Annotated in this window: 20 protein-coding genes; 1 reads left to right on the top strand and 19 read right to left on the bottom strand. The window is 41.7% G+C overall.

The window, feature by feature from the left end:
* Positions 1-135 precede the first annotated feature (135 nt).
* Together HY960_04450 and HY960_04455 are read right to left on the bottom strand one after the other, a co-directional pair.
* Positions 136-1,461 (bottom strand): sigma-54-dependent Fis family transcriptional regulator, encoded by a 1,326-nt coding sequence (locus HY960_04450; protein ID MBI5214979.1) that lies wholly within the window; start codon positions 1,459-1,461, stop codon positions 136-138.
* On the bottom strand, positions 1,458-3,314 hold the full coding sequence (locus HY960_04455) for a PAS domain S-box protein (protein MBI5214980.1): 1,857 nt from the start codon (positions 3,312-3,314) through the stop codon (positions 1,458-1,460). The genes HY960_04450 and HY960_04455 overlap by 4 nt, the downstream gene beginning before the upstream one ends.
* 167 nt (positions 3,315-3,481) lie before the next feature.
* Here HY960_04455 and HY960_04460 point away from each other — a divergent pair, with 167 nt between their 5' ends.
* On the top strand, positions 3,482-5,197 hold the full coding sequence (locus HY960_04460; protein MBI5214981.1) for a universal stress protein: 1,716 nt from the start codon (positions 3,482-3,484) through the stop codon (positions 5,195-5,197).
* A gap of 128 nt (positions 5,198-5,325) precedes the next feature.
* Here the strand turns inward: HY960_04460 and HY960_04465 are convergent, their stop codons facing one another.
* From HY960_04465 to HY960_04545, 17 genes are all read right to left on the bottom strand, one after another.
* On the bottom strand, positions 5,326-5,706 hold the full coding sequence (locus HY960_04465; GenBank protein ID MBI5214982.1) for a response regulator: 381 nt from the start codon (positions 5,704-5,706) through the stop codon (positions 5,326-5,328).
* Positions 5,707-5,767: 61 nt separating this feature from the next.
* The gene (locus tag HY960_04470; GenBank protein ID MBI5214983.1) at positions 5,768-6,568 is read right to left on the bottom strand and encodes a T9SS type A sorting domain-containing protein; all 801 of its coding nucleotides are present in this window, start codon (positions 6,566-6,568) and stop codon (positions 5,768-5,770) included.
* A gap of 137 nt (positions 6,569-6,705) precedes the next feature.
* Positions 6,706-10,797, bottom strand: a complete 4,092-nt coding sequence (locus tag HY960_04475) for a DUF1939 domain-containing protein (protein ID MBI5214984.1) — start codon at positions 10,795-10,797, stop codon at positions 6,706-6,708.
* Positions 10,797-11,075: a hypothetical protein gene (locus HY960_04480; protein ID MBI5214985.1), complete on the bottom strand. Its 279-nt coding sequence runs from the start codon at positions 11,073-11,075 to the stop codon at positions 10,797-10,799. Before HY960_04480 ends, HY960_04475 begins: the two co-directional genes overlap by 1 nt.
* Complete coding sequence (locus HY960_04485) at positions 11,062-11,346, bottom strand: BrnT family toxin (protein ID MBI5214986.1); 285 nt, start codon at positions 11,344-11,346, stop codon at positions 11,062-11,064. The genes HY960_04480 and HY960_04485 overlap by 14 nt, the downstream gene beginning before the upstream one ends.
* Before the next feature lie 54 nt (positions 11,347-11,400).
* A complete protein-coding gene (locus tag HY960_04490) occupies positions 11,401-11,961 on the bottom strand; it encodes a hypothetical protein (protein ID MBI5214987.1) in 561 nt (186 codons plus the stop codon).
* An 81-nt stretch (positions 11,962-12,042) separates the two neighbouring features.
* Positions 12,043-12,366 (bottom strand): hypothetical protein, encoded by a 324-nt coding sequence (locus HY960_04495; GenBank protein MBI5214988.1) that lies wholly within the window; start codon positions 12,364-12,366, stop codon positions 12,043-12,045.
* Between the two features lie 123 nt (positions 12,367-12,489).
* Positions 12,490-12,843, bottom strand: a complete 354-nt coding sequence (locus HY960_04500; GenBank protein MBI5214989.1) for an MmcQ/YjbR family DNA-binding protein — start codon at positions 12,841-12,843, stop codon at positions 12,490-12,492.
* A 79-nt stretch (positions 12,844-12,922) separates the two neighbouring features.
* Positions 12,923-13,486 (bottom strand): hypothetical protein, encoded by a 564-nt coding sequence (locus tag HY960_04505; protein ID MBI5214990.1) that lies wholly within the window; start codon positions 13,484-13,486, stop codon positions 12,923-12,925.
* Between the two features lie 64 nt (positions 13,487-13,550).
* On the bottom strand, positions 13,551-14,105 hold the full coding sequence (locus HY960_04510) for a hypothetical protein (GenBank protein ID MBI5214991.1): 555 nt from the start codon (positions 14,103-14,105) through the stop codon (positions 13,551-13,553).
* Positions 14,106-14,118: 13 nt separating this feature from the next.
* Positions 14,119-14,679, bottom strand: coding sequence for a GNAT family N-acetyltransferase (locus HY960_04515; protein MBI5214992.1), 561 nt, complete (start codon positions 14,677-14,679; stop codon positions 14,119-14,121).
* A gap of 129 nt (positions 14,680-14,808) precedes the next feature.
* Positions 14,809-16,806 (bottom strand): ABC-F family ATP-binding cassette domain-containing protein, encoded by a 1,998-nt coding sequence (locus HY960_04520; GenBank protein MBI5214993.1) that lies wholly within the window; start codon positions 16,804-16,806, stop codon positions 14,809-14,811.
* 46 nt (positions 16,807-16,852) lie between these two features.
* On the bottom strand, positions 16,853-17,521 hold the full coding sequence (locus HY960_04525; GenBank protein MBI5214994.1) for a hypothetical protein: 669 nt from the start codon (positions 17,519-17,521) through the stop codon (positions 16,853-16,855).
* 32 nt (positions 17,522-17,553) lie between these two features.
* The gene (gene ettA / locus HY960_04530) at positions 17,554-19,227 is read right to left on the bottom strand and encodes an energy-dependent translational throttle protein EttA (protein MBI5214995.1); all 1,674 of its coding nucleotides are present in this window, start codon (positions 19,225-19,227) and stop codon (positions 17,554-17,556) included.
* A 124-nt stretch (positions 19,228-19,351) separates the two neighbouring features.
* Positions 19,352-19,972 carry a YgjV family protein gene (locus tag HY960_04535; protein ID MBI5214996.1) on the bottom strand — a complete coding sequence of 207 codons (621 nt, stop codon included), beginning with the start codon at positions 19,970-19,972 and terminating at the stop codon, positions 19,352-19,354.
* Complete coding sequence (locus HY960_04540; protein ID MBI5214997.1) at positions 19,969-20,901, bottom strand: hypothetical protein; 933 nt, start codon at positions 20,899-20,901, stop codon at positions 19,969-19,971. Before HY960_04540 ends, HY960_04535 begins: the two co-directional genes overlap by 4 nt.
* Complete coding sequence (locus HY960_04545; GenBank protein ID MBI5214998.1) at positions 20,898-22,208, bottom strand: tetratricopeptide repeat protein; 1,311 nt, start codon at positions 22,206-22,208, stop codon at positions 20,898-20,900. The genes HY960_04540 and HY960_04545 overlap by 4 nt, the downstream gene beginning before the upstream one ends.
* Positions 22,209-22,226 lie beyond the last annotated feature (18 nt).

A 22,226-nucleotide genomic window follows, 5' to 3' on the forward strand; every position in this document is an offset into this window, starting at 1 on the left:
TTTCGGTTAGAATACTTAGCAAGACAATACTCCATCTTGCATTATGCACGACATTCTCCCTACTTCAAATGAGAAGACGATAAGTTATTTACTTACAAAGGATAAGACATCTTGCAATCTGCAAGATTGCAAGCATTACAACCCGTACTTTTTTCGCTTTCGCCAGAGTGTTGCAGGGTCAATGTTCAACACTTTCGATGCCTCGTCTAAGTCTTTCGTGACCTTGAGTACGCGGGATATATGTTGCTGTTCGATATGTTCGAGTGAAAGCAATCCGATTTTTTCCGTATCGGCATGTTGAATTTCTTCCGGCAGATGTTGAGTATTAATGATTCCATCCCGCGCTAATATCGAAGCCCGCTCGATGACATTTTCCAACTCACGAATGTTCCCGGGCCAACGGTACGAAGTCAGTAGTTTCACTGATTCAGCAGAGATTTCCACCTCATTTCTTCCGCCTGAAAATTTCTTGATGAAATGATAAATCAGCAAAAGTAAATCTTCGGGGCGTTCGCGAAGCGGTGGAAGTGAAATCCGTACAGCATTGATTCGGTAATACAAATCTTCCCGGAAACTTCCCTCCTGAAGTAATTCTATAAGTCGTCGGTTCGTCGCGGCAATCACCCGCACATCAACTTTCCGGGTGATATTTTCTCCGACGCGTTCAAACTCTCGTGATTGCAGGAACCGTAACAACTTCACCTGAACCGACTGAGGAATTTCTCCTACTTCATCCAAGAACAGTGTTCCTCCCTCAGCAACTTCAAATCTTCCTTCCCTGTCTTTGTACGCGCCGGTAAACGCGCCCTTGGTATGTCCAAATAATTCGCTCTCCAATAAACTCTCGGCAAGCGCGGCACAATTTACTTTCACGAAAGGTTTCTCCTTCCGAACACTTTGCTCATGAATAAACTGAGCAACAAGTTCTTTTCCTGTTCCGCTTTCCCCTTCAATCAACACAGTTAACATGCTATCGGCTACCTGTGTCGCCAATTCAAGTTGCTGAAGCATGACTGAATTTTTTGTGATGATATTGGCTGACTTTACATCTGCCAATTTACTTCGCAAGTCCCGCACTTCCTGTTGAAGTTGATGATACTCGAATACTTTTTCCGTGAACGCTTGGAGTTCTTTCAGGTCAAACGGCTTCTGAAGAAAATCATACGCGCCCATCTTCATTGCTTCGACAGCAGTATCCACCGTTCCGTACGCCGTAATCATTACGGCGGTCACTTCCGGACAGCAACGACGAAGTTCTTTCAGCACCGCCATTCCATCCATCGGTTGCATCATCAAATCAATAAACGCAAGCGAATATTTTTTTTCTTTCACATGTTCAAGAGCATTGATGGGATTCAAAAAACCATCAACTTCAAATCCAAGCGATTGCAAACCAATTGTTAAGGTTTTCAGGATATTTGGTTCATCATCAATTATTATAATACTTCCGCGATGCTTCATGCTATAGTTCCTTTCTGAGTAGGAAGTTGAAACGTGAACGTGCTTCCTTTTTCAAGTTCACTCTCTACCCAAATTTTCCCGCCGTACATCTCAACAATATCTTTTGCAATGGAAAGCCCCAGTCCAACACTTCCGGGAGTCGGGTCGTTCGGATGTTTCACCTGCACGAACTTGTTAAATATTTTTTCCAATGATTCTTCAGGAATTCCTTTCCCTGTGTCTTTCACTTGAACATTCAGAAATTTTCCTTCCAGCGAAGTGGAAATAACAACTTTTCCGCCAGACGGTGTGAATTGAAGTGCGTTGTTCAATAAATTCAAAACCACCCACGAAACTTGTTGCTCATCTCCGAAAATAGGAGGAAGCGTTTCTGCTGATTGCAATTCAAGTAAAATGTTTTTTTCTTTGAAGGGCAACCGCACCTGATTCACAGTTGAATCAAGCAACGCACGCATATTAACCTTCTCTTCACTCCGCTTGATTTTGCCGGACTCCAATTTCGAAAGTTGAAGCAAATCTCTCACTAACTTTGTTAATCGTCCGCAATCCTGTTTGAAAGAATCAAGCATATCCGATTGTTCCTTCGTGAGGGGACCGAGTAGTTGTTGACGCAAAATATCAACTCCCATTGTCATGGAAGTTACAGGCGTTCTGAACTCATGCGAAACGGTAGCCATGAAATCGGACTTCATTTTATCGAGTTCTTTGAACTGCGTGACATCCTGCAAAATAAATATTGTTCCTTCCCGTTCATTGTGTCGGGAAAAAATGTAGGATATTCTCGGTCGAAGATAAACTGTTTTCCCATTCATTTGAAATTCCACAAACGGTTGATTGATATACGTCGAGTGTTCCTGTTCTGAAAAGATGGATGAAAATATTTTGTCTGACGTTAATTCCGTCGTAAACTGTCCGATAAGATTTTCCTGTTTCCTTCCGAACAATTGTTCCGCCGCGCTGTTGATGTGCTGAATTCTCCCTGCTGAATCACACACAATCATCGCATCGGAAAAACTCGTAACAATCGTTTCCGATTTCTGCTTCTCGGAAAGAATCTTATCAATATTCATCGCTTCAAACTTCCGAAGCCGCTCGGTCATTTTGTTAAATTCACGACTGAGCAAACCGAATTCATCTGTCGTTTGAACATCAATTTTCAAATCCAATTGTCCTCTGCCAATCTGATTCACCGACTCGGCAAGTTTTTCTGCAGGCAAAATAATCCGTTTTGTAAACTGAATGATTATGAGAATACTTACAACCAAGGCAATCAACGAAGCAGTCAGAATAGCAATCACTGAATCGTTGGCAATTTCTTTAGTGCGAGTGCTCACCGCCGTCATGGATTTCTGATTTTCTTCCACAAGCCAGAAACAGTTGTCACTCAATCGTTGATAGAACGGAAGAAGGGCATCGTAATGAAACTGACGGGCGCGGGTAAACCTTCCCTCTTCGACAATAATTTGGAGCGAATCAATCAACATTAAATACCCCGTGTGCGTGGATTGAATGTCTTCCAGAATTGCCTGATTCAATTCGTTCGAGATTTGCTCTTTTGCCGCATCAAAATATTGATAGAATTCGTCCTTCGCAATCGTCAATTCAATCTTTCCGTTGTTGATATCGCCATTGAGGAAAAACCGAACGGCTTTATCGTGCCGCTCGACCGAGCGCGCCATGTTTTCAACCGTAATCGTATTAGGATAGTTCTGGCTGAGAATTTCTGTTAAGGCGTTGGTAAGCCGTCCGAAATTATAAATCGTCCAGATGGTAACTCCCACGTTAATCACCATCAGGAAAATGTAACTGAAACCGATTTTAAAGCGGAGACTATTTGAAAACGGTACTTGCATGATTTCTTGAACGGCTGAATATATTGAGAATAGAATGATTATTCAACAATTCCGGTGATTTTCTGATTCACACTCCATTTTCAAAATCAAGGTAGTTGATTATTCTGAAAATTCTTGGTATCATTGCACCCGCTTTTATGAATTATCAGGTAGAAGTCTAAGAGTTTATGGAACTCTCAACAAGTCAACCAAGAGTGATTGGTTGGCTTCGTGGCGCGGCAATTTTAGACGGAGATTGGGGAACCAGTCTTGCATACGTCTTAGGAATTGCATTCGCCCTCGCTGGATACAGTAGTGGCTTACATTTAGTCATGATGGTTGCATTTACCATCATGATTGCTCTTAATTACGTAAGCATTTGCAGATTGTATCCGAACGGAGGTGGTGTATATAGTTCTGTCAGCCATCGTTCGAAAACATTTGCTGTTATTGGCGCGCTCATGCTTGCCGCCGATTACGTCGTTACCGTTTCGCTTTCCGTTCTCGATGGTTGCCATTACCTTGGATTCCATAATCCACAGTATTGGGCGATTGGTATCATTATCGTTATCGGAGCAATGAATTGGTTTGGACCGAAACATGCAGGCGCGTTTGCAGTTATCATTTCCGGTGCAACATTACTTTGCCTTGCCCTCCTCGTTTCATTCAGTTTTCCGACTGCAGTGCAAAATATAACCTTCTCTCCCGCAGAAGGTGGGTTCTTAAATAATTGGAGAATCTTTGTCGGCATCATCCTCTCCATCTCCGGCATCGAAGCAATCTCGAACATGACAGGAGTAATGAAAGACCCTCTTAAAAATTCTCGACGCGCGATTCTCTCCGTTCTTGCAAAAATTTCCATAGCCACTCTCGTCCTCACGTTTGCAATGAACGCCATCCCTGCGCTCGACCGGCTCGAATACAAAGAAGAAATGGTGCGGCATCTCGGCGTTGTCTATGTCGGTGATTGGTTTGGTCCTATTATCGGATTTGTCATTGCACTGCTTCTCATTTCCGCAGGCAACACAGCCATCAACGCGTTGACTGCCATTCAATTTCTTATGGCAGTTGACGGAGAACTACCGAAACCGCTCCGTAAGTTGAATAAACATGGTGTTCCTGTTTACCCTCTGCTCATTGCTACACTTATTCCCATCATCGTGTTAGTGATTGTGCATGACGTCATTACGCTTGCGCAGATGTACGCCATCGGTGTTGTCGGCGCTGTCCTTATCAACATCGGCTCTACCGGTACCGACCCGGACATAAAACTTTCAACGACAAAGCGGTGGTTCATGATCGGTTCTGCTTTAATTTTATTTTTCATTGAAGCAACAATCGCTATCGAAAAGACCAAAGCGCTTCTCTTTGCTCTTTCTGTTCTTGCAGTCGGGTTGACTGCAAGAGCGCTTGCCCGGAAAACGCCTGTTGCGGCATTGGCTCAACAACCGGTTCCAGTTATTCAATCTTCTACCGTACAAATGAATGGCGGAGCGATGTTCGAATCACGTATGATGGTTGCAATAAAAAACAGGGGTGAACACCTGTTACGCCAGGCATGCCATGAAGCAAAGTTGAGAAATTCGTTCCTTTTTATTTTATCTGTGAAGGAGATTTCCATCGTCGGATTTCTGCCGCAAAAAATTCAAACCGATGCCTTCCCTACATTTGAATGGATAAAAGAAATCTGTGATGAATATGGTGTCCCGTACAAAGTCATCACGATTATCTCGAATGAAGTCGGCTACAGCATTAGTGAACACGCCGCGATGTTCGGGGTTGAACGATTACTACTCGGAACCACGAAGCGAAAATTGATGGAGAAGGCGTTGCGGGGAGATGTTATTCGGGAAGTGTCGGGCTGGTTGCCGGAAGAAATTCAATTAGTAATTTACCGGTCATAATTAAGTAATAAAGGAAGTTAAATCTCGTTCGATATTTAACATTTATTATTCGACATTCGATATTAAGAGAATATCAAATGATGAATACTGAATAATGAATGAGGAACGAAGTTTTATTTTTAAAGTAATTACCTCAGCAGTTCCCTTAACCTTCGCTCGATCTGGTCAAGGTCAATCGGCTTGCGGAGGATTCCGAAAATGCCAACCCTTCGCGCTCGTGATAACACCTCCGAATCCTGATACGCGGTAATAAAACAGAACGGGACATCTTTGGTCAGAACATCCGAACGAACTTTTTCAAAAAACTCGAATCCGTTCATCCGGGGCATCATGATGTCAGAAATAATAGCATCGGGTTTGAAGCTCTTCATCTTTTCCAAGGCATCAACTCCATCCTCTGCTGTGGTAACTTCATAGCCGTCCATCCTCAACATCTGTGCAACGAGTTGAGCAAAGCCGGTTTCATCATCAACCAATAAAATGTGTTTTACGCGTTCATCGAAAGGCATTGTTGTCAGGCAATTATTTCGGCAGAATATAGAGAATCTTCCTGAAGAATCAAATCTGAAACTATCTGAGAAGTAATAATTTTTTTGTCAGTTTGATTTCGTCAGTCATCAGTTGGTAATAATAAATTCCGCTTGTCAGACCCGAACCATCAAATTTGATTGAATACAAACCTGGGCTTTGAGCCTCATTCACTAACGTACTTACTTCTTTTCCGTTCAAATCAAAAACCTTCAAGGACACCCAGCCTCCGGCAATAACCTGATAACTGATTACAGTTGACGGATTAAACGGATTGGGGAAGTTCTGGAATAACTCAAATGAATTCGGAAATTTGTCCTCAGAAACTCCAAGTGGTGAATCAATGACAGTCACATAAAAATTATCTCCAAAATTATATTCATCACCAACCGGACTTTCATCATCATTGCAACTGTTCCCCAGAGAAAAGATTGTATCTTCTCCACTTGTTGGAGGTGCTATGTACATGAATTGCCAACTAACAATTGCGTCGCCCCATGATTTCGGTTGTGTATGCGTTAGTTCACCATTCTCCAATCGTGTTGAGACGTCTAACGATTGAAGCGAACCACGTCCAATAGCGACATTAAATCCACCAATAACAGATGGTCCCCCAATCATATGCAGTGTATAGATATTTGAACTTCCAACACTAACAGTTTCCGGTCCTTCAACATAAACTAAAATCGTATCAGTCGGTATTCCAGGGCTGTGGCAATAACAACCATTATCATTCGGATTTTTTTTCGTCCTTCCAACTTCACCAGTCGGGTGAAGAACCTCAAACCCGCACCAGAGGATGAACAGAGAAGTGAGAACTATGAGTAGAACACTTTTATTCATTTTCTTACCAGATCATTGTTTAGATGTAAACATAATCACCATGCAGTTCCCGAACGAAGCACGGCAACAACTACCCAGCCGATAATCAATGAGGATAAAATAATTATTCTGTTTCGTGTATGTCTTGTCATTTTGATTTATTTCTTTGTTGGTTGACTCAAGCGATTAAGCGCTTCTAAGGTTGTTGATAAAACAAGTTTTCCTGCCGACTTCGTCTTCACCCAATACGCCTTCATTGGTTCGATTGTCGTTGCTTGTGTGTAGCCGCTTCCTTGTTCGAACTTGAAATATGATGTTGTTATATTGCTGTCAGGTATTTGAATAATCGAATTAACACCAACAGAGCCGGAAATAGAGCCAAGCAAATTCCAACCAGCGGCGACATCGAATGTATCTGTCGCCAGTAGAATCCCGGACAGACTCACTTGTGTTGTATCAGCATATTTCAACCAATAGCCAAGTCCGTTTCGTAATGTATCTTTTGCAATGTAACCGTTTCCTGTTTCAAACATAAAAGCAGAGGAAACCGCAGTCGGGAACAACGTACTCTTTGTTATTTGATTCATCATGTAAGGCAAAGAGATTAAACTCCAGCCATCATACAATGTAAATTGTGTGGTAACTTGCTGAGCAGTCGTGAATGAGCGAACTGTTGAAAAAGAACTAACACCTCCGACGTTCTTTGCTCTTACTTTCCAGAAATATTTCGTGCTTGAATTCAATCCGCTCATTGATTTAGAACTATCGGTAAGAGTCGAATCACTGAAAATTATTGAAGTGAAATTCGTATCACTCGCGACCTGCAACCAGTATGTATCTGCCAGCGATGATTTATTCCAAAACAACTTCAGCGTTGTAAACTGATTCGTCGCTCCTTGAGCAGGTAAAACTAACGAAGGCGTAGCAGGTGCGGCAACGATTGTTCTGAATTTCCATGCACTCGTGAACGCGCTTGAACCACCTGCGTTGATTCCCCGAACGCGCCAGAAATAATTTGTGTAGTTCAACAAACCACTCATTGCTTGTGATGTTGTCAGAACAGTATCATCAAAAACGATTTGAGTAAAATTGGTATCTTTAGAAACTGTAATCCTGTACGATGTCGCACCCGAAGAAGCGTTCCATTGCAACGTGACGTTTGTTGCCTGATTGACCGAATTATTCGACGGCGATGAAAGTGTCGGCACGGCAGGCGGTGGCAAAACAGTTGTGAAATTCCGTGTCTCCGACCAATCTCCCCAACCGGAAGAATTTTTCGCGACAACTCTCCAATAATATTTCGTTAATGAAGAAAGTCCGCTTACACTTTTACTTGTAGATGTTATCGTTGAATCATTCACAACGAAACTCCCGAACAATGAATCAACCGAAACCTGCAGACGATAATGCGTCGCAGTACCGACAGAAGTCCACGATAATGTTGTTGTCGTCTGAACGTTGATTGCACCTTGAGCCGGAGAGGAAAGTGTCGGCGCAAGCGGAGGCATCGCAACATACAAAACACCGGAAACATTCGTCACTCCATCCCAGGTTCCACCTCCGTTCGTACTATACCCGCCGTACAAAAATTCTCCGCTTCCTTTTTGATAACGATACGCGTAATAATAAATTCCTTTCGGCAACGTCGAACCGATTGATTGCATGTATTCATCGGTCGAACTATAATCAACGTTGTATGTGGCGGGCAACCAATTCGTCCACGTCGAAGGATTCGAGTTTGTTGAATCATACCCAACCCAGGCGCTTATTCCGTTTCCTTGTCCGACTGTGTCCGTAACTTCAAAAGCGTAGATTCGACCGTAGGTTGTCACAGAACCGCCAAGACTGATATACGCGTTGGGGGGCCATTGCAAATTCTCAAACGAAATATTTACCGTTCCGTACTTTGCATATTTTCTTAATCGTGTTTGAACACCGCTTGCCGCCGTTGTGTTTGAATCGTCGGGACACGCATCGAATGTTGCATTCGCATCAGAATTTCCGGTTAAATAAAACTGTACTGCAAATCCTGTCGGATTTCCGATTGTGGATTTCAAAATTCTTCCTTCGACCCATCCTTCCTGCAACAAACTATCTTCTGAAATATTCTCTCCCCATTCTGAAGTGTTCATCTGTGTACCGACTCCGTTCCACCAGTTCAAATCACGCGAATGAAACTCAGCATAACTTTGGAAATGTCCCCGCAAAATGTAATCGGGCAAATCGCGATGAGCATAGACAATATTTCTCCCCCAACTCTCTGATGAACCGCCGCCGTATTTCGACATCAACAGAAACGCCCAGTGCATTTGCGTGTTGGCAGTTACTTTCGCTCCGAGATAAACATACTGTTCATCTTCCGTTACATAAATCTCTTGCGCTTTCGCGCCTGCCCAGCCTGCCGCAGTATCTGCCGTAACAAATGCGGAATTCCAGACTCCCATTCCTTCAAACACTCCATCCATAATTGGATGATTGCTGACATAAATTGAAAATGTATCCGATGCTGTTTGATTGAACGGGTCTGTGATAGTAAGAATAACCGAGGTTGTTCCTGTATCGTTTATTGTCGGAGTTCCCGTCAATACGCCGCCGGAAGTTACACTCATCCATGACGGATTGCCACCTAACGAGTACGTTATTGTTTGATTGTTCGGGTCTGCCGCTTGCGTTTGAAACGAATACAACGTATTGATGTAGGCAGTCTGCTCAGAGATTGTTTGAATGTACGGCGGATGATTTATGTTTACAGTTGTATCAGGAACGTAGATTGCATAACCGCGAGGCGGCGCCCATAATTCTACGCGACCATCATTCGTTGAAGTTTTATCAATTGCACGACCTGTAAAATCGCGAAACACTTTATTCGATTCTGCATCAACCCATACTCCGCGCCATTCTGTTGCATGATCATTAAGAACAAGATAAACGGGAGGTCTTCCGTTTCCTCCATCCCTTCGTGCTACATAAATATCATGCGATTGGTCTTCCTGCGATGCGGCACTTCCGACGTACCAAGGATCCAATCCACTTCGTTTCGTCGTTCCACCCCAAAGAAAATTTGTCCGAATCCAATTCAGTGTATCAATCTTCCCAGCCAATCCATACGCAAAATAATCTCTGAACCAAACACACGGGCGACCTTCGGAGAACAAAATGTACGCGTACGCCATATCTTTGTTGGTAAGAATCGGGTCGTGACCGTTTGCATACGTCCCGTCGTACTGCGTTCTGTCTAAGTCGTGGTTCTCTACAAAGGTTGAAACATCAAAACCGGAAATTCCATTATTTATTAACCCGGCACCATCAAGCCATCGCATATCATATCCCCCCGATGTATTATTGCACATAGATTTCAAATCAAAACGAAGCGGAAAATCAAACATCGAAACATCGCCGCCTGCATTATTTTGGCAATCATTCAACCATGAACCGATTTCTGAAACCGAACTGTAATGTTCTGCCACCGCAAACCCTCCCGCATTTGCCTGTTGCAACCATGAACCCATGAAATAGGGATTAATATGTTTCACCGCATCAAGACGGAATCCATCGAAGCCAAGAACATTGCGCATGTATTGTCCCCAAACAATGAGACTATCTTTCACACTTTGCTTTTCATGGCAAAGCCACTCACCGAATTTGTATATCGGGTCGTCGGGACCATGATACGGAGGATTAATGTCGCAGATGGTATAGTTGGGAATGAAGTCTGCCTGAGTTTTTTTGAATCGCCCAGAACCATAAGGATATTGAAATACCATCCAAGAAGAATCGGGATGTTCGGGATAAGGCTGACATTCATACGGTGCTTTTGCTTCCGCTCCGTTCATGTGGCGCATGACAGCATCAGCAAAAACACTGATGCCGACTGCATGAAAAGTATTGATTGAATTGATGAGTTCCTGACGACTTCCGAAACGAGTTTCAACTCCACCTTTTTGGTCGAACTCTCCGAAATCAAAATGGTCGTACGGGTCGTAGCCCATCGAGTAGCCGCCTGCCGCCCCTTTTGCCGGAGATGGATACCAAATTCCGCTGAAGCCCGCCGAAGCAAGACGGGGCGCAAGTTTCGCAAGTGAGTCCCACCAAATTCCACCGGGAGGCACATTCCAGTAAAATCCTTGCATGTACGCATCGGACTTTGGCGTTGCTTTCAGTTTGGCAAAATCAATTTTCTGTTGGCTGAAAGATTGAAAAACAAAACCCGTAACGACGAGTAGAAAGAGGAAAACATTTTTTTTCGACATTATCGAACTGCTTTCCTTCTCGACTGACTTTGTATCTTTTGCTGAATCCATAAATTGACTAATGTCCCGGAAGAAACGCCTTGTGCTTTTGCAAACGATTGAACTTTTTCAGTAAGTTCTTTTTCCACAGCAAAATATGTTACTTCCGATTCGATGTTCACTTCAAACGACGCTGCGCGGGTTTTGTCCCAAACATCCGTTATGTCATGATTTCCCCAGTACTCGCCTACTTCAGAATACGTTGTCGCCTGAGATATTGGTGTTTTATTTTTTTTCATAAAGTTTCCTTTCTGCTTTCGTCATATCACGTGCAGAGAGAATAAGGGCTTGTTGGTTTTTCTTGTAGATAAAAAAGACAATCAGATATCTTCCGGCGTCTGTTCTACCAAATGAAGCATAAACATTTTCACTTTCACGGAATCCTTTTTCCACAAAACGAAAATGCTTTGAAGAGTTTATCACTTCTTTCACCTCTATAGGAAGTACATCATGCTTTTGTTGGATTTTTTCAACAATTTCATCCAACCAAATGATACCTGAAATTTTCACGTTGATAGTTTTTTATTGAAAGAATATAGGAATTTTTCAGGAAGTATACTTTGATTAAAAACTAACGCCGACAGCAAAATATGGGAGAATCATCATGCTAAAATTTACACCAACCTCGAATTCAACTCTCGTTTTCGCATCTGGATTTCCAATCAAACCCAACTCCGCCCCATAAAATGGAATGATTGGAAATAACTGTGTAAAAGATGTCGTTACACCTGCATGAACATCAATGTACAATCCACCTGAATGTCTGAACTCTGGTCCGATTTTAAAATAGGGAATAATGATATAATTCGTTCCAATTTCTGTTGAAAATCCAAGTTTCGATTTGTACGATGAATCAGATGGTAAAAAATTAGATAGACGATAATTACAATTGATAAACGGAAACGGGCTTCCTATTTTTGATAATTCAGGTTCCCATTTACTCACCAACCCGGCAAAAATTCTCACCCGATTGTCAGAGCCTCTATTCTTAGCGCTTAAACTTGTATCTGCTTGTTGAGTGGTGTCAGATACCTGAGTAAGAGCAACACTGCATAACACCACAATGAGTAGTAAAGAATTAAATATTTTTCCGGTCAAATCAAAGAATATTCTTCCGCTTTGCATAATTCAATCTTTTTATTTGACGAGAATAAAATAGGGATAACATCAGTCTCGTCTACTGTAATGTTATCCCTTTATGATTTTTTACCGAGTTGCTTTCCGCAACGTATGTTTCAACTTGTGAATCTTCTTCCTTATTTCCTTCAACTGCTCTTTATCGTGTGATGAAAGAGCGGATGAGCGCTCCTTTTTCAGCACACGAATTTCGGTTTTTACTTTTGCTTTATTGATGCCCACAACATAATGATGAGCATGCGCTTCAATACCGAGCGCGGTACAAAGAGCGGGAAGCAATTTGTCTTTATGCATCGTGCTGTGACCTTTGGTTGCCTCATGAGTAATCCCATCGGCAATTTTCCGAAGGTCAACAACAGTCATTTTACTGAGTTGTTCGTATGTGTACGCCATAGAATTTATCCTTAGAATGAATTTGAATTTTAGTTAGGGTTGAATCTACAATCTTACACTTTCGGGCTACGGGTTACCGGTTTCTGCTTACAAGTTTTGAGTTTCGGGTTTGAGTTTCATGTTTCAAGCATCGAGTAACTCTTTCTTCAACTTCTTCGTCAATTTCTCAAACACCATTTCATAAGACTCTTTCAACAATGCTTTCACTTCTTTCTGATGTAACACATCAAACCGTTCTAACGAAACCCAAAAATAACGAGCCGCATACGGTGCAGGCGCTATTCCATTTCGCTCTGTCAGTTCAGCAAATTTCTCCGGTGTGCATTTGAAAGAAAGCACATACTTTGCATCCGGTCGTGTCGCCGCAATGGCAAACATCTTCCCACCGATTTTAAAAACGTAATCGTCATCCCACATAATTTTTTCTGTGGCGTGAGGGAATGAGAGACAATATGTTTTTACTGATTCAAGGTTCATAATTTTGAATATGCGTATTATTTTCAATAAATATTCTGACCTGACTAAAGATAATACTTACACTAATTAGTTTCAGTATTCACCTCTTAAGAATATTTTTGAAGTTTACAATCACTTTGTCCTCTTCCAATCTTTTAGCTATTGCTTGAGCGAGAATTATTCCATCATCAATATTGGGTTTGCCCCTACCATTCTTTTTAAAGTCAATATCCCCTCTCCAAATACGTTTAATATTCTTCGCATCATAAATTGTTGCATTTAAAATTAGGTCGGTTCCCGTCGTTGCCCCAAATATATTTTGGAACAAAGTAGCTTCTCGTTGAGTTATCAACAAAATAAGGTCAGGTTCATAGCCACCAGTAACTTTTTTCAAATCCTCCTCCAATGTAAGCCCATCATCACGCCATATTTTTGAATCTATATTCGAGCTATCAAGACATTGTTTGAATGTATTGTAAAAACCAGTTGACATTTCATTGAAGATATGATTTGTTCCAAACTCTATTAACATTTTTTTAACTTCATTTTTATATGTTACATCGAAATTAGATCTAACTTCGACAATTGTTGCACAGGAAAAAAATAGGATAGATAGTGAACATAAACCAATGAAACATTTAAAACCATCTTTTTTTGTAATCATATTTGCTGTCGTTCGTCTATACCTTAAATTGTATTTGAGCATTTTTTAAAAATAGAATAAAAAATTATTTACTTTGAATATGTCTGAAGTTTAAAATAATTTTATCCTTCTCAAGTAAGTTTCCCACCTCTCGTGCAAGCGATCTTCCATCACCTCTACCCGGATAACTATATTTTGTGCAATTAACATCTATATTCGACCTCCAAAACGGTGTTAAAAGTTTTACATCAATCAGACTAGCATTCAATTTTACCGATGCACCTAATGTTAACCAACCATCATGATAGGACTTTGCTTCCGTTTGAACTATTTTCAAAATAACATCTGGTTCAAAATCATTAATAACTTTTTTTAAATCATTTTCTAAAGAAAGACCATCATCTCTCCAATTCTTAGATTCTATTCCGGAACTGTCAAGACTCATTTTGAAAGTTGAATAAAATCCTTCCATTAAATCGTTAAAAGCTTCATTCGTTGAAAAAAGAATTAAAATCTTGCCAATCTTTCTTGATTGGTTTCGATCATAATTAGAAGTTGCATTTATTGTTGTGCATGAAGAAATCACAACTACTACACATGAAATACAAATAATAATATTCAAGTATGCTTTATTTACCATAAACTGCCTTTTGTTAATAATAATATCTCACAATCGGTCTCGACTTCGACCAGCGTTTCACTTCCACAAATCCTGCTTTCAAAAACGATGACAACATTCCTGTCCAAGCAAACGGAGCGGGCATGTTTTCCGAATACGGAATGATAGGATACGCTTCGAGGACTTTCACTTTCTTTTTCTTGCAGTACGCAATAACTCCTTTCAAAATTTCAGAGGAAAGTCCTTTGCGCCTGTACTCCTTCGCAAGAAAGAAACACGGAATTGACCAGACTGCCGCATCATCAATTCGCTTCAACACGCGAGATGCTTCCAACTTTGAATACCGTTCTCTCGGCGCAACCGCACACCAACCAATCGGTTTTCCTTCATGATACGCGATGATGCCAAGTTGTTCTTCGCTCATCACTAATTTTTTCATCGAACGCTTATTCTTCTCTCCCTTATTCTTCGCATACTCCGATGATGATTGTCGCCATGCCATGCACCAGCATCCGCCGCACGCGCCCCGCTCGCCAAACAGTTCGGCAAAGTTATTCCATGTTGAGGAGTCTAATTTTTTATAAGTCAGTTTCATAGATTTTATTAACCACTGAGACGCTAAGACACAGAGTGTATGCTTGATTTGAAAACAACTTTGTGTCTCCGTGTCTTTGTGGTAAAGGTAAGAAATTCATTTACAAAAAGAAATCAATTCACGGCAAAATTATTCGTTTTTTATCTTTTCAATCATCTCCGAAATCTCCGCCCATTCCAGAAATGCGTCGTCCAACTTCACCTTCAATTCCCGATGTTCCTGCGCCACCTTCTTCGCTTCCTCCCCTTTCTTGTAGAACTCGACATCAGCCATCATCGTCTCAATTTCGGCTTTTCGTTGTTCCATCTTCTCAATTTCCTTTTCCACTTTCACTAACCTGTCTTTGTGTTCCTTTGTCTTTTTGTAGAGTTCCTGACGTGCCTCGGCTTCGAGTCGCTTTCGTTCCTTTTCCGTCATTGGCGATTCGTGATTGGTAATTCGTGAATCACCACTTCTCGCATTCAACGATTCTCCAGCGCGCCCTTGTACCCGCGCGCCCTTGCTCTCCATAACCGATTCTCGTTCAAGTTTCTTCCGCTCCAGATACTCAGAGACATTTCCCAAATACGTTCGCGCTCCGGATAAAGAAAATTCCAACACCTTGTTCACAATCGGGTCGAGAAATGCACGGTCATGCGAGACGATGATGTACGTCCCTTCATACGCCAGCAATGCCTCTTGAAGAACTTTCTTCGAGCGCATGTCAAGATGGTTTGTCGGTTCGTCCATGATGAGAAAGTTTGCAGGTTGAAGAAGCATTTTCGCCAGCGCAAGCCGACTCTTCTCTCCACCACTCAGCACAGAAACTTTCTTAAACACATCATCATCATGAAATAAAAACGAGCCCAGAATTGTCCGCAGTTTTGTTCTGATTTCTCCTTCAGCAACTTCATCAACGATTTGCAAAACTTCTTTCGACATATCAAGTTCTTCCGCCTGATGTTGTGCGAAGTAGGAAAGAATCGCATTGTATCCAAGTTTTCGTTCACCCGAATCAAACGGTTCTACTCCCGCAACAATCCGAGAGAATGTTGATTTGCCTGCGCCGTTCACACCGACAATTGCAATTCTATCTCCTCGTTCGAGCGTGTAATTCAAACCATGAAATACTTTTTTTTGTCCATAACTTTTGTTGATACTTTTCAACTCCATCACAATCGCGCCGCTCGGTTTCGGCTGCGGAAAGTGGAAATGAATTTCCTCTTCTTCGTCTTCAATCTCTACGAGTTCAATTTTCTCAAGTTGTTTGATTCTGCTTTGCACCTGCCGTGCTTTCGTCGCTTTGTACCTGAACCGTTCGATGAACTGCTGAGTCTGCTTCATCTGCTGTTGCTGATTTTTGAACGCAGAAACCTGCAACTCCTTTCTCACCGCCTTCTCTTTTTCATAGAAAGAATAATTGCCTGCGTAAGTGTCAACATTTCCCAGACTGATGGCGATGGTCTTCGTCGTGATGCTATCGAGAAATGCTCTGTCATGCGAGACAAGAATGATTGCGCCATTGTAATTGTGAAGATATTCTTCAAGCCATTGAAGCGAATCAAGGTCGAGATGGTTTGTCGGTTCATCGAGCAGAAGCACCGAGGGTTCTTTGAGCAATAACTTTGCAAGAGCGATTCTCATTTGCCAACCGCCGCTGAACTCTTCCGTCTGCCGCTCGAAATCGGGAACTGAAAAACCAAGCCCCATCAACACCCGCTCAATTTTTGATTTCATTCGGAACGCGTCTAAGTCCTCCAACTTATGTTGAAGTTCTCCGAATACCTCCAACACATCCGCATATTCTTCGCTTTCAGGATTGAGTGTGCTGAGTTGCTGTTGCGCCTCCTCCAATTCCTGTTGGACAAACATTACATCTTCAAACGCTGTTTCAACTTCTTTGTACAATGTCTTGCCGGAAGCAATCACTCCATCTTGCGGAAGATACCCAACTGTAACATACTTCGCTTTATCAACGCTCCCCGAATCTGCTTCGTTGATGCCGGCAATAATTTTCAGCAGAGTTGATTTCCCCGCGCCGTTCGAGCCGACAAACCCGATGCGGTCGTGCGGACCAATCATGAACGAGACATCATCAAACAGCGAGCGGCCGCCGAATTGGATGCTTATGGAGTTAAGGGAGAGCAAGTTGGATTATTGGAGTGTGAGTTGTGGATAAATTATAACTAATGAATCAAACATTGCTAACAGAATTCCCGTCAGCATTGATTGTCGCCCACTCAGTTAAAGATTTTGCAAATCTTCGACTCAATTCATCTGGGAAAGATTGTATAACACTCGAAATATCATGGTTGTAAATTACACGAAAATCTTTTTCTAAATCTTCCTTCATCTTTTTGGGTAATACAAAAACGATTTCTTTTTCATAATCACCAACTATAATATCAAAAACATCCTCTGAATCCTTGACGAATCCACCTTGGATTAAAAGAGTAATAAGATTATTATATTTTTTCGATGAAGATGCTTTGATGATTTCCTTAATTTTATTCAATATCATTACCATACTTGTATTTTTAACTGAACTCAAGTACTTCTTTTGTTTTTCATTAACTGATTCCGTGTCAGTCTTCAATTCGATAAACCAAATTTTTCTGGTGTTCTTAAACTTGAATAAATAATCGATCTTAAACGATCTGTTGCCTTTTGCTTTAGGAAAGGCTATATCTACTTTTATAGGAAATTCAGGTATAATTAATTCAACTTCTAACTGATATTCCCGCTTGATATACTCAGGAAGGTAGACTGAAAAGAAAATATCTGCCCTGCGCTCCAACTGGTAAGCAGGAAGGTGTCTCCATTTGTCAAGGTTCTCAAATATTTGTTGAATAAATTGATCCATTATATTTTTTTCCTTTTGTACTATGTTAATTATCACTCCCTCACCAACCTCTTATACTTAATCCGGTGCGGTCGTTCCGCATCAATGCCTAATTTCTTCTTCCGGAAATCTTCATACTCGGAGTAGTTGCCATCATACCAAACAACACTGCTGTCTCCTTCAAACGCGAGGATGTGTGTTGCAACTCTATCGAGAAACCATCGGTCGTGGGAGATGATGACGGCGCAACCGGCGAAGTTGCTCAACGCTTCTTCAAGCGCACGGAGTGTGTTCACGTCAAGGTCGTTCGTTGGTTCGTCGAGTAAAAGTACGTTCGCTCCCGTTTTTAAAATCTTTGCAAGATGAACACGGTTTCGTTCGCCGCCGGAGAGAACACCGCACGGTTTCTGCTGATCGGTTCCACTGAAGTTGAAGCGGGCAACATACGCACGTGAATTCACTTCACGAGTTCCCAACTTAATCAAATCTTCTCCTTCAGATATTTCCTGCCAAATAGTTTTGTTCGGGTCGAGCGGTCGATTTTGGTCAACGTACGCCAACTTCACAGTCTCGCCAATGCGAATCGTTCCTGAATCAGGTTTCTCCTGTCCCGTTATCATTCGGAAAAGCGTTGTCTTTCCCGCTCCGTTGGGACCAATCACGCCGATGATGCCGCTGGGCGGTAAACTAAAACACATGTCATCATACAACACAATATCACCGTATTCTTTCTCTACATGCTCGGCTTCAATCACTAAGTTGCCAAGTCGCGGTCCGGGCGGAATAAATATTTCCAATTCTTCATTCCGACTTTCGCCTTGTTCAGCAACCATCTTTTCGTACGCGCTGATTCTTGCTTTGCTTTTTGCATGTCTTCCTTTAGGATTCAATCGCACCCATTCAAGTTCTCTCTGCAACACTTTCTGTCGTTTCGATTCCTGTTTTTCTTCGACGGCGAGCCGCGCCTGTTTCTGTTCCAGCCATGAAGTGTAATTTCCTTCAAACGGAATTCCTTCGCCTCTGTCCAATTCCAAAATCCATCCGGCGACATTATCAAGAAAATATCTGTCGTGCGTAACGGCAATCACCGTTCCTTTGTATTCGGCAAGATGATGTTCCAACCATGCCACCGATTCCGCATCGAGATGGTTCGTCGGTTCATCAAGCAATAAAACATCCGGTTCCTGCAACAGCAAACGACACAATGCAACCCGTCTTCTCTCGCCTCCTGAAATTGTCTTGACTGATGTCTCGCCCGGCGGACAACGAAGCGCATCCATCGCTTGCTCAAGTTTGCTGTCTAAATCCCATGCGTTGAGATGCTCGATTCGCTCCTGAAGTTTGGCTTGCTTTTCCAAAAGCGCATCAAAGTCCACATCCGGCTCAGAAAACCTTGCACTGATTTCTTCATATTCTTTCAGCAACGCAACCGTTTCTGCCGCGCCTTCCTCCACAATTTCTTTTACTGTTTTGTTCGGGTCAAGTTCCGGCTCTTGAGAGAGATAGCCAAACGTTATTCCTTTCTGTGCGTTGATAGTTCCGAGATAATCCTTATCAACTCCAGCAATGATTTTTAATAGCGTGCTTTTGCCTGCGCCGTTCAATCCAAGTACGCCTATCTTCGCACCATAGAAAAATGAAAGGTAAATATCTTTGAGAACCTGCTTGTTGGGTTTGTGAACTTTTCCGACTCCGATCATGGAGAAGATGATTTTGTTGTCTGCCATCGTTTTTAGTGAATTGGTGATTAGTGATTGGTTAATTTGTTAGTGGTTAGTTGTCATGAGTCATTAGTAATTTGTCAATGGTCATTGGTCACTGACTATTGAATCCTGAATCTTATATCTTGAATCAAATTTCTTTCAGATAGTATTCTGAATTTTCAAAATCCTTAGTAAATCCGATTTTCAGAAGATACGCTTGATGTTCTTTCACCGTTGTATGAACCTGAAACGTAGTAAATCCTTGCTGTTTCAATTCTTCTTTCTTTGTTGAGTAAGTGAACGACGCGTTTTTGAAGTCACGGTAATCGGGAATGACGTAATCTAGTTTGATGTCAATGATTCCGGCTTCTCGTGTTTCGTAGATGAACAATCCAACGGGAATAAGATTCCGCAAGATAAAGAAACAATGCGGCACGTGTAATTTTTCCCAATTGAAATCAGGGAAATATTTGTTGATGTCGTTCTGATAAAATGTAAGAAATTTTTCTAAGTACGGAGTCTTCACTTCGGGTAACGGAAGCAACGTGAAGTAATCCTGCTTCCGCGATATTTGCCTGATGAAAAATATATTGACACACACATTGAAGGCATTCAACACAAGAACAGGATACGCATGAATAAGCAAGCCGTACACAGCCAACATTCCCGCTCCGGTCATGTTTAGTAATCGCAACTTACGGATGTTTGTCATCCACAATGAAACGGCAATAAAAACAGAGCCGAGGTAACCAAGCAGTTCAGGAGTCAATCGTTCTTCTCTCCGATTTCTTCGATTGCAATCTTGTCCGGTTTCTGAATGAATGAAACATCAAATCTTCCATCAAGAATCGGAACAAGGACTTCCCGCTCATCATCCATATAAGTGAAAACAAGTCGTACGAAAACGCCCGTTACTGCTTTTTCATTTTGCTCGGTTACATTTCCTTCAAACCAAATTTCGGTTCGTTCATCTTTCAATTCATAATCATCTCTGAACACGCTTACCTTCGGAGACCATGCCGGTTGAATTTCCGACTTGCTCGTGTCGTGCAATATCAAACTCTGAAGAACTGCATCATCACTTGCAAGCATAAGTTTCCCTATAATCGTTTCATCGGTTTTATCAAACGGATTATCTTTCAACACTTCGCTCGAAAGATACGCTACATATCGGTTCATTGTTTTCTGAGACGGCACGTCAGGCGAATCATACACTTCTATTCTTGCAAGCGGAATTGACGAGGAAAGAATTTTGGTTCCAGTCACAACGTTGTAGTAGCGATAAGTGTTTTCAGAACCGCAACAGGCAAAGTTAGTTGTCTTTATGAAATTCCTCCACAATTCGCTCTGCTCTGCTGAATCAACAATTGTCCAAACAGGTTTATCGTAACGTTCTTTCTCATTCATATATGCGTTGATGGTGAGAATCCCATCGCTTCCCTCCATAAAATTGGAAGAAACAATATCCGATGTTTGATGAATGAACAATGAGCCGGACTTCCCTTCTTCAAGCGGATATGAATCGTAAAAAAAGAATTGATGGGTTTGAGTCGTTCTCCGTATCTCTTCGCCGATTCGTTCTTCCTTTACGTTTGATTGGAATTGCTGTTCAAACGGAATCTTCGTTTTCGTCTTCAGTTGGCTGATTGCAAAGGAGGTGAACAGAACCAATAAAAGCGTGACAATATATTTTATCATCGAGTCTGCTTCCCGCTTGCCTTTAATAATTTCACTCTCTCATTTGCCTGTTCGATTCGTTCCATTTGAGACGAATCATAAGCGACAAGTTTCAAATACTTTTCATATTGTTTGATTGCTGATTTCGAATCATTCAGGTAATCAAGCGTCAACGCGACATAATATTGGGCTTCGTTATTTGAAGGATGAATATCAAGCGCTCTTCGGTAGGCAGAAAGTGCGTTGCGATATTGTTTCTGATAAAAATATAACGTCCCAAGTTTGATATACATTTGAGTAATCACTTCTGGATGAGAAACATCAATCGCTTTCCGGTATGTTGACGCCGCTTGCTTCACGCTATCAAGTTTTGAATATGCGAGTGCAAGATTTGTGTAGTACAACGGATTCTCATTATCAATGAGAAGCGCCTTGGAATATGCCGACAATGCTTCTTCATAGTTCTGCAACATCAACTGACAATATCCCAACTGAGCAAGATACGTGTCATTGGAAGTATCCCGTTCGATGGCGTTCGAGTAATACACAATCGCGCTATCATAATTTTGTGTGCTTTGATAGCACAATCCGGTTTTGTAATGATAGTCTGCTACTTCAGGGCGCATCGTCCTTGCTTTGGTAAACAACCTGAACGCCTCGTGATATTCTTTCTTCCCGAAATAAATGGACGCGAGAGAATTTATCGCGGGCAAATAGTTCGGGTTGAGCGAAATGCTTGTCGAGAGAAACTCAATTGCCGAATCACTTTTCTGAAGATTCATCAACGCCGAGCCGATATAATAATAGCTGAGAAAATCCTTCGGATTCTTTTTGATAACTTCATGGAAATAATTAAGCGCTTGTTCCATGTTTTTTGATTCATAATTCAGGAGTGCGAGTTGAAATCGGGCAGGGACAAAATCAAAGTCGTGTATTACAATAAATTCCAATTCGCGCTTCGCATCGTTCACCAATCCCGATACGGTATAAATTCTTGCAAGTTGAAAACGATACGATGTATTCACAGAATCAATCATCACTGCTCGCTTCATGTAAGAGATCGCGTTTTGAATGTCGTTCTGTTGGAAACAACACATGCCAAGGTAAAACTGGGCGGTTCCGTCGCTTGAATCAATCTTTGAAAAAACCTCAACTGCTTCAGAATATTTTGAGAGCGTGAAATACTGAATCCCTTTTTGGAGAAGACTATCCCGAAGAACATTCGATGGCTGTTCATCCATCTGGCTCCAAACCATTATCGGAAACAAGTTTAACAAGACAGAGAGTATGAGATACGTTGTACGGAAACACATAAAATACTTTTTCATTTTCATGGTAATATACAA

Source organism: Ignavibacteriota bacterium (assembly GCA_016212665.1).
Classification (GTDB): domain Bacteria; phylum Bacteroidota; class Ignavibacteria; order UBA10030; family SZUA-254; genus FW602-bin19.

Bases quoted from the DNA above. Each gene is read 5' to 3' on its own strand.
- HY960_04490 (MBI5214987.1), bottom strand. From the start codon at position 11,961: ATGCAAAGCGGAAGAATATTCTTTGATTTGACCGGAAAAATATTTAAT.
- HY960_04525 (MBI5214994.1), bottom strand. From the start codon at position 17,521: ATGGATCAATTTATTCAACAAATATTTGAGAACCTTGACAAATGGAGA.
- HY960_04545 (MBI5214998.1), bottom strand. From the start codon at position 22,208: ATGAAAAAGTATTTTATGTGTTTCCGTACAACGTATCTCATACTCTCT.
- HY960_04450 (MBI5214979.1), bottom strand. From the start codon at position 1,461: ATGAAGCATCGCGGAAGTATTATAATAATTGATGATGAACCAAATATC.
- HY960_04470 (MBI5214983.1), bottom strand. From the start codon at position 6,568: ATGAATAAAAGTGTTCTACTCATAGTTCTCACTTCTCTGTTCATCCTC.
- HY960_04540 (MBI5214997.1), bottom strand. From the start codon at position 20,901: ATGATAAAATATATTGTCACGCTTTTATTGGTTCTGTTCACCTCCTTT.
- HY960_04460 (MBI5214981.1), top strand. From the start codon at position 3,482: ATGGAACTCTCAACAAGTCAACCAAGAGTGATTGGTTGGCTTCGTGGC.
- HY960_04475 (MBI5214984.1), bottom strand. From the start codon at position 10,797: ATGTCGAAAAAAAATGTTTTCCTCTTTCTACTCGTCGTTACGGGTTTT.
- HY960_04495 (MBI5214988.1), bottom strand. From the start codon at position 12,366: ATGGCGTACACATACGAACAACTCAGTAAAATGACTGTTGTTGACCTT.
- HY960_04505 (MBI5214990.1), bottom strand. From the start codon at position 13,486: ATGATTACAAAAAAAGATGGTTTTAAATGTTTCATTGGTTTATGTTCA.
- HY960_04510 (MBI5214991.1), bottom strand. From the start codon at position 14,105: ATGGTAAATAAAGCATACTTGAATATTATTATTTGTATTTCATGTGTA.
- HY960_04455 (MBI5214980.1), bottom strand. From the start codon at position 3,314: ATGCAAGTACCGTTTTCAAATAGTCTCCGCTTTAAAATCGGTTTCAGT.
- HY960_04480 (MBI5214985.1), bottom strand. From the start codon at position 11,075: ATGAAAAAAAATAAAACACCAATATCTCAGGCGACAACGTATTCTGAA.
- HY960_04500 (MBI5214989.1), bottom strand. From the start codon at position 12,843: ATGAACCTTGAATCAGTAAAAACATATTGTCTCTCATTCCCTCACGCC.
- HY960_04465 (MBI5214982.1), bottom strand. From the start codon at position 5,706: ATGCCTTTCGATGAACGCGTAAAACACATTTTATTGGTTGATGATGAA.
- HY960_04515 (MBI5214992.1), bottom strand. From the start codon at position 14,679: ATGAAACTGACTTATAAAAAATTAGACTCCTCAACATGGAATAACTTT.
- ettA (MBI5214995.1), bottom strand. From the start codon at position 19,227: ATGGCAGACAACAAAATCATCTTCTCCATGATCGGAGTCGGAAAAGTT.